Origin of the sequence: Streptomyces sp. NPDC007896, from assembly GCF_042959425.1 — a bacterium.
GTDB lineage: Bacteria > Actinomycetota > Actinomycetes > Streptomycetales > Streptomycetaceae > Streptomyces.
This window is the reverse complement of record NZ_JBIBKX010000014.1, coordinates 115639-131680: the sequence shown is the minus strand read 5'-3', so window position 1 is coordinate 131680 and position 16042 is coordinate 115639. Positions and strand designations below refer to the sequence as shown.

The window sequence follows — 16042 nt, the reverse complement described above, 5'->3', positions numbered from 1 at the left end:
CCTCACCCCCGCTCGCCCTGGGGGTCAGGTGTGAGGACCAGCATCGTGACGTCGTCGCGCACCGCGGTGCCGAACCGCAGGAGGTCCTTCCAGACGCGGTCGGTGAGGTCGGCCGGTCTCTCCTGGGCCAACGTCGTCAGGCGTTCGGCCAGGGGATAGAAGGCGCCCGTCTCGTCCCGGCTCTCGCTCACTCCGTCGGAGCCCAGGAACAGTCGGTCGCCGCGCTCCAGCCGGACGGTGCAGATCTGCGGCGGAGAGATGTCGAAGAACCCGAGACCGAGGGGGGCTCCTGGTTCGAGAACGAGCTCGACGGCCTTGCCGTCGCGCAGCAGAAACGGATGCGGGTGTCCGCAGGACGTCAGGAGCACCGCGTCCGCGTCGGCCGAGAACTCCAGCAGCAGAGCGGTCGCGAACAGTTCGGCGTGTGCGGTCTGCGCCGAGTCCACGACGAGCCGGCGATCGAGACGGGCCGCGGCCGACTTCAGGTCACTCTCGTCGAGCACGGTCTCCCGGAACGCCCCGAGGAGGGAGGCGACGGTCGAGACGGCCGACAGCCCGTGCCCCTGCACATCGCCCAGCACCGCCCGCACGCCGTACGGGCCGGCGCGCACGTCGAAGAAGTCGCCGCCCACCAGTGTCTCGCGCTGTGCCGCCCGGTAGAACGCCGTGCAGCGCACCGGGCCGACGCGTTCGGGAAGCGGCGGCAGTACGGCGAGCTGGGCGGCCTCCGCGACGGTGCGCACCGTGACCAGGTGGGCGTCGCGCCGACTGCGCACCAGGGAGATGACGACGCTCAGGATCGCGACGAACGTGATGGTCAGCAGGTCGGTGTTGCCCGGATGGTTGAGCTGGAGCGGTGGTACGAACAGGAACACGATGATGATGGCGCCGAAGACGGCCGTCGCCACCGGTCCGTAGGAGAGCACGGCCAGCGACGGGATGGCGCCCAGCAGGAAGCCGATGTCCAAGGGGTACCGACTCAGGAGTTCGGCGGCGCAGACCGTCACCAGCAGGGCCGGCGGCAGCACCCGCACCCAGCGCGGTGGTGGCGCTCCGCGCAGCCAGCCTTGGTTCTCCCGGCCCAGACGCCGATGGTAGGCCGTGCCCATAGCACTCCTCCCTACCCCACCACGCTCCTCCTTCCGGCGGTCGGGCGCATCACGGTGGGCCGGGCGGGCCGCCGGACCCCGAGGATTTCCTTGTTCCGCGCGGAGAATTCCCACTGTTGGTTGAAAATCGCAATTCTCTGAGAATTTCTCTTCGGAAAAAAGTGTGTCGGCGCGCGCTGAACGGACACCCGGTGTTTTCAAGCGCACCGCGACATAGCTGGAGGATTTCTTCATGTACGAGAATCTGTGGGCCTACACTCCGACCAGCGGCCACACGCCCGACGCGGACCTCACCGGGTATCGGGTGGAGGCGACCGATGGACACATCGGGAAGGTCGACAAGCACTCCGACGAGGTGGGTTCCCAGTACATCGTGGTCGACACCGGCATCTGGATCTTCGGCAAGGAGGTCCTGCTGCCCGCCGGGACGATCACCACGATCACCCACGAGGACAAGACCGTCCACGTCGCCCGGACGAAGGATGAAATCAAGTCGGCACCGGAGTTCGACAAGGAGAAGCACCTCGGCGACCCGCATTACCGCGATCAGCTCGGCGGACACTACGGGGCCGGGCACTGACACCGCCTCGTCCGGACTTGCCTGCGCCCGCGACCTGACCCGGGTGCACACCGACGACGGCCCGCTCCGCCTCAGTGACCCGACCCGGGGCTCCCGCCGGCTCGGCGGCCTGCGTCCGGGACGGCTCGCGGGCAGCCGGGACCCGGTCGCCCTGGGTGTCCTCTCGGCCCGCGACATGCTCGCTCCGGCAGCCGCACAACTCGGTCAGGACCACGGGGGACGCGCGGGGGAGGCGCTCGCAGCACTCGCCGAGGCGTACGGCACCGACACCGGCCCATGGCAGCTGCTGAGCGTTCGTCCGGTGCCCGACGCAACTCCGGCCGTGCCGCCCCCGCAGCCGCTCAGCCGTAGCGCCCGGGTCGGCCCGCGGCGCTATGCGTGCGGGGACCACCGCGTCGGGAGAACCAGGGGCCGATCAGGGTGGGGAGCGAGGGGCCGCCGCGCAGGCACCAGAGGGCGATCACCGGGTCGCAGATTGCGCAGCCGAGCGACGAGTGCGTGGCGAACGGGATGATCGGGGCTCCGCGCAGGTAGTGCAGGGCGTCCCAGACGGTGTGCAGCAGCCAGGCGATGCCGATCCAGACGTACGAGTCGAGGCCGCGGTAGGCGCAGTAGGTGACCGCGGCGGTGAAGACGAACTCCCAGGCGCCGAAGCTGCCACTGCTGAGATAGGCGGCTCCGGCCCCGGCGACCATGATGGCGTTGAACCGCCGCCTCGCGGGCTCCCGGAGCAGGGACATGAGGAACGCGTAGAGAACACCGATGAGTACGGGTGCGGCGAAGAGCATGAGCCAGACGCTAAGGGGCTGATCGCCGCCCCGGCAGAGGCCGGAATGCCAGAGTGCGACGGGTTCTCGCCAGCCGGTGTCGCCGGCTCCGGGGACCGTTCCCTCGTCGCGAGAGCACAACCCCGAGCACCTGGAATCCGCTCTGGAGGCGTGACCCGGACGGGTGCCGGTGGCGACCCGTCCACACGACGCCCGGTGACGGACGACCACTGGGCGATGGGACACTTCTCCCACAGGCGGAGTCGGGACACGGGAAGAGCTGTGATGCGGGGCCGAACGCGGACAACGACCTCTGGTACACCGACGCGAGGACCGGTCGGGGCCGGCACCGCCCTGCTGCCGGTCCGGCACGCGGATGCGGCGCGTGCGGCCGTGCTCGTCCTGCACGGGGGCCGGGCCGACAGCCTGGCTCCCTCACGGCCCTGGAACGTGGCGGCGCTGCGGATGAGGCCCGTTGTCCGGGCCGTCGCCGCGGCCGTGCCGGACGACAAGGTCTTCCTCGGACAGGTGCGCTACCGCCTCCAGGGCTGGAACGGTTCACGGGCCGACCCCGTCGGTGACGTCCTGCGGGCACTCGCGGAGCTCGCCCGCCTCGTCGGCGAGGTGCCGGTGGTTCTCGTGGGTCATTCGATGGGCGGTCGGGCAGCTCTGCGCGTCGCGGCGGCGACACAGGTCGGGGGAGTGGTGGCGCTGGCACCCTGGTGTCCGCAGGGCGAACCGGTGGCCCACCTCCAGGACAAGAAGGTGATCGCGCTCCACGGTGACCGCGATCGCGTCACCGATCCGTCGGACTCGGTCGCGTTCGTCCGTCGGGCCAGGGCCGTCGGCTCCCGCGCGGGTGTGCTGCTGGTCAAGGGCGGTGACCACGCCATGCTCCGACGGTACGGAACCTGGCACGGCGCCACGGGGGCGGCCGTCGCCGAACTGCTGAGGTCCACGGAGCCGCCCGAGGGACTGCTCGCCCGGGCGCTTTCGGAGGCCGACACCGGCCTGCTCTGACCGGGCCTTCTCCGAACCTGCGACTCCGGGACCTGCCCGGCATCCGCGACTCGGGACCGGCCCGGACCTGAAACTCCGGGATCCGTCTGCGTCTTCAACTCCGGGACCGGGCGCGGCGCGAGGAGCGTAATTCCCGTGCGCCGACCGCTTCGCGCTCCCTACACTCACCCCACAGCGCGCGCTCACCGCACCCGCGGAACATCACGGCGCGCGTCCTGACGAGTGAGGGGAGCCGGGCCGTGCGTCACCGCACCGCTGTCGTCGTTCCCCCGTCGTTGTACGAGGTGATCCTCGTGTCTTCGGGTCGCCGGTGCCGGCTGCGCGGCCGACACCGGTGGTCCGTGACGAACATCTGACCTCGCTCCGCCCGTCACCGGGCAGATCGGCTCCGTACGCCCTGATGGGGATGTGCCGCGGCCGGAGGTCCCCGCACGGCCCGTGGCACGACCGCGGGCCGCTTCGTCCGGGAAATCGCGCCGCCCCATCCGGATCATTCCGAAAGGCCATGGGCCGTGCGTACCGACCTGCACCGTCACCTCGACACCCCGCTCGCCGCCGTCCGCAACCTGGGCATCCTCGCCCACGTCGACGCCGGGAAGACCACCCTCACCGAGCGGATTCTGTACCTCACCGGCACCACCCACAAGCGGGGTGAGGTCCATGACGGCACCACCGTCACCGACTTCGACCCCCAGGAACGCGATCGTGGCATCACCATCTTCGCCGCGGCCGTGAGCTGTGCCTGGGACGGGCACCGGATCAACCTCATCGACACCCCGGGCCACGTCGACTTCTCCGACGAGGTGGCGCGCTCCCTGCGGGTGCTCGACGGCGCCGTAGCGGTCTTCGACGCCGTCGCGGGGGTCGAGCCGCAGAGCGAGGCGGTGTGGCGCCAGGCGGACCGGTACGGCGTGCCGAGGATCGCCTTCGTCAACAAGCTCGACCGCGCCGGTGCCGACCTCGACACCGCGGTCGAGTCGATCAGGGAGCGGCTGCATCCGGCCCCGCTGGTCGTCCAGTTGCCGATCGGGTCGGAGGCCGGGTTCACCGGTGTGGTGGATCTGCCGCGCATGCGGTCACTGGTCTGGCCCGAAGGCCGTGACACGGCCGAGGAAGGCCCGGTGCCCGAGGCGTTGAGGGACGCCGCGGAAGGCCGCCGCCGACAGCTGGAGGAAGCGGTGGCGGAACTCCACCCCGGCGCGCTCGAGGAGTTCTGCGCGGAAGGGACGCTGTCGGCGCGGACCCTGACCGCCGCGCTGCGCGATCTGACCTGTTCCGGCGACGGCGTGGTGGTGCTGTGCGGCTCGGCCTACCGCAATCGCGGGATCGAGCCACTGCTCGACGCAGTGGTGGCCTATCTGCCGTCGCCGCGCGACGTGCCCGCGGTACGCGGCACCCGGGACGGCACGGAAGAGGAGCGGCTCGCCGACCCGGCGGCACCGTTCGCGGCACTGGTGTTCAAGGTGAACGCGACCGCCACGGGGCGGCTGACGTACCTGCGTGTCTATTCGGGAACGATCGGGAAGGGTGAGACGGTGTGGGACTCGGGCACGGGACGCACCGAGCGCGTCGGCCGGATCCTGCGGGTCCAGGCCGACCGCCACGCCCCACTGGAGCAGGCGGTGGCGGGCGACATCGTCGCGGTGGTCGGGCTGAAGTCGGCCCGCGCCGGGTCGACCCTGTGCGCCCCCGGGGCTCCATTGGTTCTCGAACCGCCGACCGTCGCCGATCCGGTCGTGTCGGTGGCCGTCGAGGCCGTCGGCAGCGCTGACGCGGACCTGTTGGTGTCCGCGTTGACCCGGCTGGTCGAGGAGGATCCCTCGCTGGTCGTGCGCACCGACCCCGAGACCGGCCAACTGGTCCTGTCGGGCATGGGTGAACTGCATCTGGAGGTGGCGGTGGAGAAGATCCGGCTCGCCCACGGGCTGGACGTCCGGGTCGGCCGGCCGAGGGTGGCCTACCGGGAGACGGTCGCCCGGGGAGTGTCGGGGCTGGTCCACCGGCACGTCAAACAGGACGGCGGCGCCGGTGAGTTCGCCCATGTCGTGCTCGACGTGGAGCCGCTGGAGAACGCTCCGGGCGACGGCGACGGCGACGGCGACGGCGACGGCGCGACGCGCTTCGAGTTCCGCTCCACCGTCGTCGGCGGACGGGTGCCGCAGGAGTACGTCCGGGCACTGGAGGCCGGGTGCCGTGACGCGCTGGCCGACGGGCCGCTCGGCGGGCACCCGGTCACCGGGCTGCGTGTCGTCCTCACCGACGGAGCGACCCATCCGAAGGACTCTTCGGAGCGGGCGTTCCGGACGGCCGGCCGGTTCGCGCTGCGGGAGGCACTGCGCGCCTGCGCGATGGTTCTCCTGGAACCGGTGGCGGACGTCACGGTCACCGTGCCGGACGAAGCCGTGGGCGGGGTCCTCGGTGACCTGGCGGCGCGACGCGGGCAGGTCTCGGGCTCCGTCGCGCGGGCGGGCGCCGTGGTGATCACCGCGACCGTGCCGCTGGTCGAGCTGTTCGGCTATGCGACCCGGCTGCGCAGCCGGACCCGGGGCCGGGGAGTCTTCACCGCCCGGCCCGCCGGGTACGCCCCCGCACCGAGCACGGCGTCGACCGTGACTCCGGCCCGGTGACGCACAGGACGGTCCCGCCCGAAGTCGGGCGGGACCGTCCCACGGCGCCCCGGACGAACGCCACCCAAGGCGGGTGCGTCAGGCGACCGCGGGGTCGAGCAGCCCGGTGCGAAGACGCCTGATGATGCGGGTGATCAGACGCGAGACGTGCATCTGCGAGATGCCGAGCTCCGCACCGATCTGGGCCTGGGTGCGCTCCTCGACGAAACGCATGTGGATGATCCGGCGCTGACGTTCGTCCAGTTCGGCGATCAGCGGAGCCAGGGACTGGAAGTCCTCGACGAGTTCGAGCGAGGGATCGTCCTCGCCGATGAAGTCCGCGAGAACGGTGTCCCCGTCCGCGCCGTCGTCGGCCGTGAGCGCGGCGTCGAGGGACGAGGAGTTGTAGCCGTTGGAGGCCTTGCGCGCCTCGATGACCTCCTCCTCGGACAGACACATCAGCGCGGCCAGCTCACGCGTGGTCGGGGTGCGGCCGAGGCGGGTGCGCAGTTCGTCCGTCGCCTTGGCGAGCTCGATCCGCGCCTCCTGAAGACGGCGGGGTACGTGCACGGCCCAGCTGGTGTCGCGGAAGAAGCGCTTGATCTCGCCGACGATGTACGGAACGGCGAAGGACGTGAACTCGACCTCGCGGGTCAGCTCGAAGCGGTCGATCGCCTTGATGAGCCCGATGGTGCCGACCTGGACGATGTCCTCCATCTCGTCCTGGCTGCGGCTGCGGAAGCGAGCCGCCGCGTACCGCACGAGGGAGAGGTTCATCTCTATGAGCGTGTTGCGCGCGTACTGGTAGTCGTCTGTGCCTTCCTCCAGCACGGCCAGCCGGTCGAAGAACTGACGCGACAGCTCGCGCGCGTCCTTCGGGCTGATCTTCAGCGGCTCGTCGATCAGGGGGAGTGCCTCCTCCTGTGCCGTCCCTGCCTGCTGTGCCGTGTTGGTTGCCTTCGCTGCCGTCACGGCTGCCATGCGGTCCACCCCAAATCGCTCGAAGGAATTGAAGACAGAGCCCGTCTGCCCCGTCTCAAGCCAGTCATGCCATCCAACTTCCGAAACCTGCGGAACGCGTCTGTTGCGTGGCCGCCGGACGTGGGCCCAGGACTACTTCTCGCCGAAGCCCTCTGCCGGATGCACACCGAGGGGAACCGCCGCCGCCTAAAGTGGGATCCGAGGTGAGCCAGTGGGGATGGAGCAGGGAGAAAACGGAGCGCGGTCGCCCCTCGTCCGAGACCGGGCGGAGCCGTTCGCGCACCCCGCGCTCCTGTACCGCTCCGACCAGGAGTACACGGATGGGACGTTGCCGTTCGTGTCCGAGGGCCTCGCCACCGGTCGGCCCGTGGCGGTGGCGGCACCTCCGTCTCGACTGGCGCTGCTCAAGGCGGAACTCGGACCGGCCGCCGACGAGGTCCGCTGGATCGACATGACACAGGCAGGCAGGAACCCCGGCCGGATCATTCCCACCGTCCTGCGATCGTTCGCCGACACCCACCCCGGACGCCCTGTGCGCATCATCGGGGAGCCGATCTGGTACGGCCGTACACCGCTCGAGTACCCGGCCTGCGTCCAGCACGAAGCCCTCATCAACGCGGCGTTCCAAGGACGCGACGCGACCATCCTGTGCCCGTACGACGCCCGGACCCTCTCCGACGACGTGATCGCCGACGCACACGCCACGCACCCCGTGGTGATCAGCGACGGGCGGCCGGGCGTCAGCCACGCCTACGATCCCGGACGCGTCCTCGCGCGCTACAACGAGACCTTGCTGTACCCGCCGGGAGCGGCCACGGTCCGCTTCGCCGCCGGACTGCTGCCCACCGCACGCGACTTCGCGCTGCGCGAGGCACGGGAGCGGGGGATGGCGCCGTCCCGGTTGCAGGATCTGAACCTCGTCGTCGCGGAGTTGACGACCAACAGCGTGGTGCACGGAGGCGGTTCGGGGACGCTGCGGATCTGGGCCGAGAGCGAGCAGATCGTCTGCGAGGTGCGTGACGAGGGACACCTGACCGACCCCCTGGCCGGCCGCCGCCCCGTGCGCCCGGACCAACTCGGCGGCCGGGGGCTGCTCCTCGTCCACTTCCTGTCCGACCTCGTACGCGTCCACACCGCCGAGAACGGAACGACCGTACGCAGCTACCTCGCCCGGAGATGACCGCGGTCGCTCGACCCTGGGGGCCGGCCGTGCCCCCCGCTGCTCGCGGTACTCGCTCTACTCGCCGCGGTGCCGCCAGTACCAGAGCAGGACCGCGACGAGCCCGCAGAGATAGACCAGGGGCAGGATCAGGCCCGGGACACGGGCCGCGATCACGAAGCGGCTCCGGCGGGGGAACAGGCCGATGCGGTCAGGGTCTGTGGCATTGCTGTCTGCTTTCGATGAGCTGCGGGCCGGTGGGGGCGTGTGCGGCGACAGGAGCAGACTGATCGGCACTCGCGGCCCGGGTGGTGGGCTCCATGATGACGGCGGGACCCGCGGTTCGCACCCGGCCGGGGCGTCTGGACTTGGGCGGGGACTCCCCGCGCGAGCGCTACACGGAGAGCGGCTCCCGTTCGGCGGTCGCACCGATAGGCGAAGTTGTGTCGACAGGATTCCTGGGGGAACTCGGGCTCCACCACCACTTCGGAAGAGGAGAACTCATGCTTGGAATCGTTGCGGCGATCGTGCTGTTCATCGCGTTCTTGATCAATGCCGCGGACCTCTCGACGAACGACGTCTTCACCTCGACCAACGTCATGCTCATAGGGCTGGCCCTGCTAGCCCTGCACGTCTCCGGTGTCGGCGGCGGCTGGGCGACCCGAAGCCGTAGGCGCTGACATCTGGGGTGGGCAACGTGCCGCACCGCGCCAGTCCGTCGAATGCGGCGCGGAGAGCGGGGTAATTGCTGTTCTGAAGTCCGACGCAGACGGTTCAGGATTCAGGAGGAACAGCACCCCGTATACCTGGCCCAGGTCGGCAGCTACTACCGAGGCCTGCCGCCCGGACAACTCGCCTGACGTCGTCGTTCCCGAACTGACGACATCGCACCCCAAGGAGCCCGAGTGACCTACGACGTCGGCGCGTTGCGCGCCCAGATCCCCGCCCTGCGGACCGGCATCGCGTACTTCGACGGTCCGGGCGGCACACAGACGCCGGCGCCGGTCGGCGCGGCGATCGCCGACGCACTCACCCGCCCGCTGTCGAACCGGGGGAGCGTCACGGTGGGAGAGGTGAACGCGGAGGCTCTCGTCACGGAGTTCCGGCAGACCATGGCCGACCTGTTGGGCGGGGACCCCTCCGGAGTGGTCTTCGGCCGCAGCGCCACCCAACTCACGTACGACTTCTCCCGGACGCTGGCGAGGGACTGGGCCCCCGGCGACGAGATCGTGGTGAGCCGTCTCGACCACGACGCCAACATCCGCCCCTGGGTCCAGGCCGCGGAGCGGACCGGCGTCCGGGTGCGATGGGCCGACTTCGATCCGGTCACCGGCGAACTCCCGCCCGCGGCCGTGGGCGAACTGCTCACCGAGCGCACCCGGCTGGTCGCCGTCACCGCCGCCTCCAACCTGATCGGCACGCTCCCCGACGTCCCGGAGATCGCCCGCCTGGTCCACCGCACGGACGCACTGCTCTACGTCGACGGCGTGCACTACACGGCACACGCGTTCGTGGACCTCGCACAGCTCGGCGCCGACTTCTTCGTCTGCTCGCCGTACAAGTTCCTCGGCCCGCACCACGGTGTGCTCGCCGCCGCTCCGGCCCTGCTGGAGACACTGCGTCCCGACAAGCTGCTGCCCTCCACCGACGCGGTCCCGGAGCGTTTCGAGCTAGGGACGTTGCCCTATGAGCTCCTCGCCGGCACTCGCGCCGCCGTCGACCTGCTCGCCGGTCTCGGGACCGGTCCTGCGGACGACCGGCGCGCCCGGCTGCGGTCCGCGTTCGCGTCGATCGAGCGGCACGAGCGAGCGCTGCGGGACCGGATGGAGAACGGCCTGGCCGCACTGGCGGGCGTCACGATCCGCTCCCGGGCGGCCGACCGCACCCCCACCCTGCTCCTGACCTTCGACGACCGCGACACGGACGACGCCTACCGCTTCCTGGCGGCGCGGAGCGTGCACGCGCCCGCGGGAACCTTCTACGCGCTGGAGGCATCGCGCCACCTCGGCCTGGGCGACACCGGAGGCCTGCGTCTTGGACTGTCGCCGTACAACGACGAGGACGACGTGGAACGGATGCTCGAGGGCCTGGCGGCATTCCTGAAGTCGTGACCGCCAGGGCTCCCGACGTCATGACCGCCAAGGCTCCCGACGTCATGACCACCGGCACCAGCTAGACGGCGGGTCCCCGGGACGCCGTGTCCGTGGGGGTCGAGACCGGTACCCCGAGGGGGCGGGCGAGGCCGATCACGCCTTCGTCCAGGCGCTGCAGATGCCGCAGGACCCGGTCGGTCACGCGGTCGTGGCGGGGGAGGCCCGGCCGGTCCGTCTCCAGCATGGAGGCGAGGCTGGGGCCGGTCTCGGCCACGCCTTCGGTGTCGTCGTCCTCGACGCGTGCGACAAGGACGTCGATGTTGTGCGCGATGCGTCCGCCGGCCCCCTTGAGCCGGGGATCGGCGGCGACGGTCTTGCTGTAGGGCAGCAGCTCGGCCGTCGCCGCCAGGGAACGCGCGTGGTACGCGCACGTCTCCAGGAGCGCCACGAGATAGCGCGCGGTCTGCCGGCGGGCCCGCAGCGGGGTGATCGGATGGGTCAACGGCTGCGTGGAGGACCGCAGATCGTCCAGGGCTGTGTCGAGATCCCGCGCCTTGTCCAGCAACTCGATCGCCGGGCCGCCGCTCAGCTGGTCGACCGCCGCACCGGTCACCTCCCCGAGCCGCTTCAGGACCGTGGCCAGCAGCTCGTCGGTACGGCGGTCCGTGTTCACCGGGAGCACCAGGGCGGCCGCGATGACACCGCAGGTGGCGCCGAGCGCCGTTTCCTCGATACGAAGGACGAGTACCCCGGTGCTGTAGGTGTTGAGCAGTGTGTAGAGCAGGCCCAGCATCGCCGTGACGAAGAAGGACATCAGGGCGTACGACAGCGGCGCGGTGAAGAACATCGCGAAGATGAACAGCAGCACCAGGGCGAACGCGGTCCAGGTGTGGGAGCCGACCAGACTCGCCAGCAGGGCACCGGCGACGACGCCGAGGACGGTGCCGAGCAGCCGGCGGTACCCCTTGACCAGGATCTCTCCGGTGGACGCCGTGTTCAGGAAGACCACCCAGCAGGTCAGCACGGCCCAGTACCAGCGCTGGCTGGAGAGGAACTCCCCACCGACGATGGCCAGGGCCGAACCCACCGACACCTGGACCGCGGTACGGGTCGTCGGACGTTTCCACCCCGTGCGGTCGTGCGTGTCCTCCTCGTCCTCCTCGGCCCTGGCGATGGCGACGTCCTCCGCGTCCAACTCCTCACGGGAACGGGTCGTCGACGGTGTGTCGTCGGACTCGTCCTGGGGTCCGTCGAGGGCGAGTCGCAGTCCCAGGACGGAACGCCCCGTCTCCCCGATCCCGCGGAAGACGTCCTGGACGGCCGCCGAGGCGCGCGGGAGGTTCTCCTCGTCGCGGTAACCGAGCAGCCGGTTGCGCACGTGGGCCATCCCGGTGCCGCGGTCCTCGGCGACCGGGCGCAGGACGAGCAGGCGCAGCGCTTCGAGATCACGGCGCAGGGTGGCGGTGGTGTCGTCCTGCGCCCGGAGCCGGTCGCTCGCCGCGGGCACGGGCGCGTTCGGCAGATGCAGGGTGAGCGTGTCGGCGCGTTCCGCGCTGCGGGCGGTGAGGATGAGCACCCCGAGCCGCTCGGCGGCGATCTCGGCGTCGGCGATACGCCGCTGCACGAGCGCGGCGGTGGCGCGGTCGCTGGTCCCCTCCTCCAGTCGCCCCTGGATCATCATCGCGCTCTCGTGGAGCCGGGCGGTGTGCCGCCTGACCTCCTCCAGAGCCTTCTCCACCCGGTCCGGGCCGGCATCCAGCAACTCGATCTGGGCGGACACCAGTTGCGCCAGACGGGCCCGGAAGGCCGCGCGCAACCGACGCAGCACACGCTCGGGCGTCTCCGGAACGACGACGAAACGCACCAGCGCGCTGCACGTGAACGCGACGACCAGGGTTCCGCACAGCCCCGGCAGACCGGGGACGCCGGCCCTGACGAACAGCGACACGAAGTAGACCTGGAAACCGATGAGGCCCAGCGCCGTTCCACGATCACCGAAGCGGCGGCTGTAGACGGCGGCGAAGATCAGCGCCAGGAAGAAGAGGTCACCCGCGACCACGTGGGTGCTGAGCAGCGCCCCCAGCGACATCGCGGCGAGTGCCACGACCAGCCCGAGCGCGAGCGTGACCGCCTGTTGGCGCCGCCGCTTCTCCTTGATGGCGAAGGTCGCGGCCATGGCCGCGATGGAACCGGCCACCAAGTGAGTCTTACCGGCCCCGAGCAGTGCCAGTACGGCGAGCGTGAGCGCGATGGCCCCCACCGTCCGCAGCCCGGCCATGAGCCGCAGCAGCCCGGGGTCCGATGCCGCGAATCGGTCCCAGATCCTCGTCCGGCCCGGCCGTGTCGCTGTCCTCACGCTGTTGTTCTGCCTCGCTCTCCGCCATGATCAGCGGTTCCAGCATGGCACGTGCCGACGCCCGCGCGTCCTTCCCGGCGTCCGCGGCGACCCCGGGCTCAGTCGGCCTCGCTCAGCGCGGGCGTCAACTGCGCCCAGGGATTGGGAGGTTCTCCCGTCACGGGACCGCAGACCGCCGCGCCGCGTTCGCGCGCGGTGCGCACGGCGAGCGGTACGAGCGCCTCGGGCACACCGTAGACGAGATGGCAGAACCGCTCGGGCGGGTGCCGGGCGGTCCACGCGGGTCTGCTGAACGCCGACACATAGGTCGTCCAGTGCCCCTCGAAGGTCACCGTCAGGTCGGCGACGCGCGCGTACCCCGGCGCCGGATGCACCCCGGGGTTGAGCACGACGGTCGAGGTGCCCAGCCTGCGTACGGCCCGTACCAGCCTTCGGCAGGCGGGCAGTTCGGCCGGGTCCGAGGTCACCCGGTCCAGGAAGCAGCCGTCGGCCCCGTACCACTCCCGGTGCCGTACGACGTCCTGCGCGACCTCGACCGTGGAACGGGCACCGTAGTCGGTGTCCACATAGCCGAGCAGGCGGGCGCCGGCCGCCCGCAGTGCTCCGGCCGCCGCGGTGAACGCCGGGTCGGGCCCGGGCCCGGACCGTTCGCGGGATTGATCACCACCGCGTACGTACAGGACGCGGACGTGATCAGCCGGTGCCAGGCGCCCGGGTCCTCGGCCGGGTGGACGTACAGCGGAATGAGCAGGCTCACGGCGCCCGGCCGTCATCCGGCCGGACGGACGTCGCCGCCCAGAGCGCGGCCAGCGACTCCTCCAGGGCGTACGACGGCCGCCAGTCCAGGCTGTCGTCGGCGGCGGCGATGTCGGAGCACTGCCACGACACCGCCCCCGAGCGCGCCGAGCCGCCGCCGTCCTCCTCTATCCGGCCCCGGAACCCGGCGATGCGGGCCAGAGTCCGTATGAGCTCGCGCACCGGGACGGCACGTCCGCTCCCGATGGTGAGGACCTGCGGCAGGGGCCCGGGTGACGTGGCCGCGAGCACCGCCGCCCGCGCCACATCTCGTACGTCCACGAAGTCGCGGTACGCCGGCAGATCACCCAGTCGGATCACCGCGTCCGGGCCCGGGCCGGCCGCGCGCAGCAGCCCGGCGATCCGGCCGGGCAGCCCGGTGGGCGGGGCGCCGGGCCCCACCGGGTTGCCCACGCGCAGGACCACCGCGTCGAGTCCGGAGGTGGTCACGGTGACCGTCCCGGCGAGTTTGGTGGCGCCGTAGGGGGTGACGGGACGGGTGGCCGACGGTCGGCGATCAGTTTGTCGGCCAGCAGGTCGACCCCGTTGTTGTCCGTACGCTGGTCCACGCTGCCGGCGCCGTTGAAGGCGAGGTCGAGGGTGAAGTTCCGGCCGCTTTCCCAGGCGGCGGCTTGGTCGACGTCCGCCGGGGTCATGCGGATCGGGTTGGTCACGCCCTCGCCCTGCGGGCAGTTGATGTCGCCGGGCGTGCAGTTGAGCTGGGTGTCCCAGCGGTCGTCGGCGGCGAAGACGTCGTCGACGTGCACGGCGAAGTAGTTGCGCGAGGCGCCGAGGTGCACGCCCCCGGTCATCCACTCCACGATGCCGCGGGCCAGCAGCCGGAACTGCTGCTGGTACTGGTTGTAGACGAACGTGACGACGAGCTCGCGCCGTCCGTCGTGCCGGTACTCGCCCACCAGGGAACCCCGCGTCGACTGCCCCGGTATCGGCGCGTCGACGTACGGGGTGAAGTCGGCCCCGGCGACGGGCGTCGACAGATAGGCGTAACTCTCGCCGATCGTGGGGGAGTTGTCCTCGAACGGCACGATGCCGTTCAGATATCCGAAAGGCCCGGCCTTGCCGGCCGCCGTGACCTGGGCCCGCACACCGTCGACGCTGCCGGAGTAGCCGCCGCTGACGGGGTACTTGAGCCCGGCCTCCGGACGCGCGTAGGTGTACGCGTCCACCTGTGGGATCGCGTACGTCTGCTCGTACGCGGCCAGTGCCGCCATCTCGGCGGAGCCCGCCGGGAACGGGTTGTAGTGGGGCAGGACGACGGCCTGGAACCTGGCGCGCGGACGACCGTCCACCGTGTCCGCCAGGAAACCGGCGTCGATCACGGACCTTCCGGACTGCAGGAGGGCGCAACCGTGACGACCGTTCGTGCGGCTGCGACCCTCTTGGCCAACCCTTGATTTCCGGCCGCGTGGCCGACCGCGTCGAGCATACGGCGGCCATGGCGTGGCAGAGCGTCGCCGGCCGGCGTGAGTGAGACGCCCGCCCACGGGTCGGACTGGTCACCGGCGCCGGCGGCGATGGCGATGGCCTTGTCCGTGGTCCGGGCATCGGTACATCGGTGTGCCGAGGGGCGGACTCCGTGGAGCCGCGGGAGCATGGGAGTGACGCGTGCGCCTGGGGTGGTGCCCGTGGGAGAAAGCGGGAGAGGAGGAGGGGCGAGCCGGTGGCGTTGGTGTTCTCCGTCCTCTTCGCGGTGCTGGCCGCGGTCAGCAACGCGACCGCCACCGTCCTCCAGCGCCGCGCGGCACAGGACGTGCCGTTGTCCGAGGGCTTCCACGCCAGGCTGCTCATCGAGCTGCTGCACCGGCCGGTGTGGCTGGGCGGGATCGCCGCGGTCATGGCGGCGGCATGCTTCCAGGCGCTGGCGCTGGTCAACGGCGCGCTGTCCGTCGTACAGCCGATCTTCGTCCTGGAACTACCGTTCGCGCTGCTCATCGGCGGTCTGGTGCTACGTCGGCGGGTGACCCGGCGCGGGTGGATCGCCGTGGTGTGCATCGCCGTCGGGCTGGGTACTGTGCTGGCCGCGGCCGCCCCCTCGGTCGGGACCGACCGGCCCACCACGGGCGGGTGGATCCTGGCCATCGTGTGCTGCGTCGGCGTCATCGTGGCTGCCGTCGGTGTCGCGCTGCGGCTCCCCGCCGGACGCGCACGCGCGGCCTGTTTCGGCGCCTCGGCGGCCATCGGCTACGCACTCACCGCGGCCCTGATCAAGGACGCCACGCACGCCTGGGAGACGGGCGGTGCCACCGGGTTCTTCCTGGCCTGGCAGACCTACGCCTTCGCCGCCACCGGCGTCTGCGCGCTGTTCCTCCTGCAGAACGCCGTCCAGTCGGGCCCCCTCGTCGCCTCCCAACCCGCCCTCACCCTCGGTGACGCCCTGGTCAGCCTCGTCCTGGGCGTCACCTTGTACGCGGAGCGGGTACGCACCGGCTGGTGGCTGATCCCCGAGGCCGTCGGGGCCGCCCTGATCCTGTACGGAGCGATCCTGCTGGCCCGGATCCCGCTCACCCAGGTGCTCGTCGTACCGCCGGCCGCGCCGGACCGTACCAGGGCATGAA

Annotated in this window: 11 protein-coding genes and 3 pseudogenes; 7 read left to right on the top strand and 7 right to left on the bottom strand. The window is 71.2% G+C overall.

What is annotated here, in order from left to right:
- Positions 1 to 2: 2 nt before the first annotated feature.
- On the bottom strand, positions 3 to 1109 hold the full coding sequence (locus tag ACFZDJ_RS37215) for a SpoIIE family protein phosphatase (RefSeq protein WP_390933877.1): 1107 nt from the start codon (positions 1107 to 1109) through the stop codon (positions 3 to 5).
- Between the two features lie 232 nt (positions 1110 to 1341).
- On the opposite strand from ACFZDJ_RS37215, the gene ACFZDJ_RS37210 reads away from it, so the two are divergent.
- Complete coding sequence (locus ACFZDJ_RS37210; RefSeq protein ID WP_168505127.1) at positions 1342 to 1689, top strand: PRC-barrel domain containing protein; 348 nt, start codon at positions 1342 to 1344, stop codon at positions 1687 to 1689.
- Between the two features lie 341 nt (positions 1690 to 2030).
- On the opposite strand, the gene ACFZDJ_RS37205 is transcribed toward ACFZDJ_RS37210, so the two are convergent.
- Complete coding sequence (locus ACFZDJ_RS37205; RefSeq protein WP_390933879.1) at positions 2031 to 2477, bottom strand: DUF6010 family protein; 447 nt, start codon at positions 2475 to 2477, stop codon at positions 2031 to 2033.
- Positions 2478 to 2741: 264 nt separating this feature from the next.
- On the opposite strand from ACFZDJ_RS37205, the gene ACFZDJ_RS37200 reads away from it, so the two are divergent.
- Positions 2742 to 3476: an alpha/beta hydrolase gene (locus tag ACFZDJ_RS37200; protein ID WP_384908931.1), complete on the top strand. Its 735-nt coding sequence runs from the start codon at positions 2742 to 2744 to the stop codon at positions 3474 to 3476.
- A gap of 512 nt (positions 3477 to 3988) precedes the next feature.
- Complete coding sequence (gene fusA / locus ACFZDJ_RS37195) at positions 3989 to 6103, top strand: elongation factor G (protein ID WP_391065619.1); 2115 nt, start codon at positions 3989 to 3991, stop codon at positions 6101 to 6103.
- A gap of 78 nt (positions 6104 to 6181) precedes the next feature.
- Here fusA and ACFZDJ_RS37190 read toward each other — a convergent pair whose 3' ends face one another.
- Positions 6182 to 7063, bottom strand: coding sequence for a SigB/SigF/SigG family RNA polymerase sigma factor (locus ACFZDJ_RS37190; protein WP_391065616.1), 882 nt, complete (start codon positions 7061 to 7063; stop codon positions 6182 to 6184).
- Positions 7064 to 7280: 217 nt separating this feature from the next.
- Between ACFZDJ_RS37190 and ACFZDJ_RS37185 the strand changes: the two genes are divergently transcribed.
- From ACFZDJ_RS37185 to ACFZDJ_RS37175, 3 genes are all read left to right on the top strand, one after another.
- Positions 7281 to 8243: an anti-sigma factor RsbA family regulatory protein gene (locus tag ACFZDJ_RS37185; RefSeq protein WP_391065613.1), complete on the top strand. Its 963-nt coding sequence runs from the start codon at positions 7281 to 7283 to the stop codon at positions 8241 to 8243.
- A gap of 482 nt (positions 8244 to 8725) precedes the next feature.
- Complete coding sequence (locus ACFZDJ_RS37180; RefSeq protein WP_168487631.1) at positions 8726 to 8902, top strand: hypothetical protein; 177 nt, start codon at positions 8726 to 8728, stop codon at positions 8900 to 8902.
- Between the two features lie 225 nt (positions 8903 to 9127).
- Positions 9128 to 10333: a cysteine desulfurase-like protein gene (locus tag ACFZDJ_RS37175; protein ID WP_391065611.1), complete on the top strand. Its 1206-nt coding sequence runs from the start codon at positions 9128 to 9130 to the stop codon at positions 10331 to 10333.
- Between the two features lie 61 nt (positions 10334 to 10394).
- Here ACFZDJ_RS37175 and ACFZDJ_RS37170 read toward each other — a convergent pair whose 3' ends face one another.
- From ACFZDJ_RS37170 to ACFZDJ_RS37155, 4 genes and pseudogenes are all read right to left on the bottom strand, one after another.
- A complete protein-coding gene (locus tag ACFZDJ_RS37170) occupies positions 10395 to 12671 on the bottom strand; it encodes an FUSC family protein (RefSeq protein WP_391065608.1) in 2277 nt (758 codons plus the stop codon).
- 98 nt (positions 12672 to 12769) lie between these two features.
- Positions 12770 to 13428, bottom strand: a pseudogene (locus tag ACFZDJ_RS37165) (spherulation-specific family 4 protein).
- Positions 13425 to 13973: pseudogene (locus ACFZDJ_RS37160) on the bottom strand (NAD-dependent epimerase/dehydratase family protein); the annotation flags it as partial. The pseudogenes ACFZDJ_RS37165 and ACFZDJ_RS37160, both read right to left, overlap by 4 nt.
- A pseudogene (locus ACFZDJ_RS37155) lies at positions 13973 to 14827 on the bottom strand (hypothetical protein); the annotation flags it as partial. The pseudogenes ACFZDJ_RS37155 and ACFZDJ_RS37160, both read right to left, overlap by 1 nt.
- A 320-nt stretch (positions 14828 to 15147) precedes the next feature.
- Here ACFZDJ_RS37155 and ACFZDJ_RS37150 point away from each other — a divergent pair.
- A complete protein-coding gene (locus ACFZDJ_RS37150) occupies positions 15148 to 16041 on the top strand; it encodes a DMT family transporter (RefSeq protein ID WP_391065605.1) in 894 nt (297 codons plus the stop codon).
- The last annotated feature ends 1 nt before the right edge of the window (position 16042 follow it).